Below are 1,868 nucleotides of genomic sequence, written 5' to 3' on the forward strand. Positions count from 1 at the left end.
AAGACAAACTATTAAATGTCAATAACTATTAGAAAATAGTTAGATTCAATAGTTTTAAGAGTTTTTGCCTTGATTTAGAGGCACAATTCTAGTCTTTTAATGAAGACACGTTCATTTTAGGTACACTAAAAAGAACTCTAAGATTTGAGAACGTTTTCATGAAGAATTTTCTATTTATTAGATTAGATTTCTATGTCTTTATTTTGGATGTATACGAATTGATGAATCTCACCATTTACATCTGAATATTGATAGATCTGTCTTCTGATTCTTTTAGAAAATTCTGTTGTAATGTTTTGGAAGAACGTGTTTCGGGTTACTTCCGATAATCGCATAAGACTTTCATATGTGATTATAAAACTGCTTTCGTTTTTCATCGTAGAATAGATGTAACGTGCTATTTTGTTAGCTATCGCGATAACTGCTAATCGATGCCGTTTCTTGTTTCCGTTCTTAATTCTATCGAATTGAGCTTTCAAAACAGGATTATGGCGTCTAGCGAATTCAGCGATCATATAGAGGGCATGTCGGAGATATTTGGAACCTTTTTTAGAAATTCTTCCAATGGTCTCAACCGATTTGCCAGACCTATCTATTCTAGGAGAAGCTCCTGCATAGGAGACAAACTTATCAGCGCTGTGAAAGCGACTGATATCACCTGTTTCAGCGATTACCGTTGCTGCTGTAATAGGACCACAACCTGTAATGGTAAGTAGAAGCTCATATACATCGAACATTGAAGCTTGCACCTTGATCTTTTTTTCAAGTTCCTTTAAAAGAGATTTTAATCTTTTAACACTTGTAGCCAGATCAAGAATGATGCTACGCGATGTGTAAGAAATATTGAAATCCGTTAATGTATCGTTACAGTAGTTAAAAAGCTTATCTATCTTATCAAAAGTTACACGATGTTTTGTTGCTTCATAAGCGCAATCAAAGACTTCACTTTTAGAAGCATTTATGATATCTTGTGTAGTAGGATATGAAGATAGAATAGCTGGAAAAGCAGCGGATTTAGGTTCAAAAACATACTGAAGTTCGGGAAAATAAACATCGCACGTGGAAATGAGACGGTTAATTTCTTGAGAATAAGTTTTTTTGACCTGATAATAACGGTGTATCAAAGCTTTTAGATCTTGATATCCTTTTTCATTGTCAAAGGCAACATGATTGACGAAGCGAACATCAGGATCGGTTCCAATGATGTTGGAAATAGTCTGAGCATCGAGAGGATCTGATTTCGCAATATTATGAGCCTTGCGCCATTTATTGACGAATTCAGTGTTAAGGAAACGGATTTCCTCAAGATCATTTAATTGAGATTTAATAAAGTTATACACGTTATTAGAATAGATTCCAGTAACTTCTAATCCGAAAGTTACATGGGTACAGTTATCATCATATTTGCTTCTAACAGCAGATAAGAAAGATAACACATCGGATCGAGTGAATTTAAAAGATAACTTTTTTCGCAAGAATTTAGGTTTAACCGATCTAAGATTACTGACCTGAAGAATAGTAGCATCAGCCTTACCCTTAGAGATATCAATGCCAACAAATAATTCGTAATGTTTTTCCATATGAACAACCTCTTTCGTATATTTTTGGTTTTGAATTGCACCTCTAAATCAAGACAAACACAACCTCGCAAATACGGAGACAGGATAAGGAATCCAGCTGCAACAAACTAATTCGGGTATAAAGTACATCTTGAACTAAAGGATTAAGTCTTTTTTGAGTGGACGTACATGAAAGTAGCCACAGGAGATGAGAATAAAACCTTGATTCAAAACGAAACTATTATCTTAAAATTAGAGGATGTAATCAATAGTATATATTATTGATTACACGTCATATTATACGAGGAG

At 34.2% G+C, this 1,868-nt stretch carries 1 protein-coding gene; it reads right to left on the minus strand.

The features are described from left to right. Positions 1–182 precede the first annotated feature (182 nt). Positions 183–1,580 carry an IS110 family RNA-guided transposase gene (locus tag ACZYT3_RS12655; protein WP_464088902.1) on the minus strand — a complete coding sequence of 466 codons (1,398 nt, stop codon included), beginning with the start codon at positions 1,578–1,580 and terminating at the stop codon, positions 183–185. Between the last annotated feature and the right edge of the window lie 288 nt (positions 1,581–1,868).

The organism is Traorella sp. mt218, from assembly GCF_055420025.1.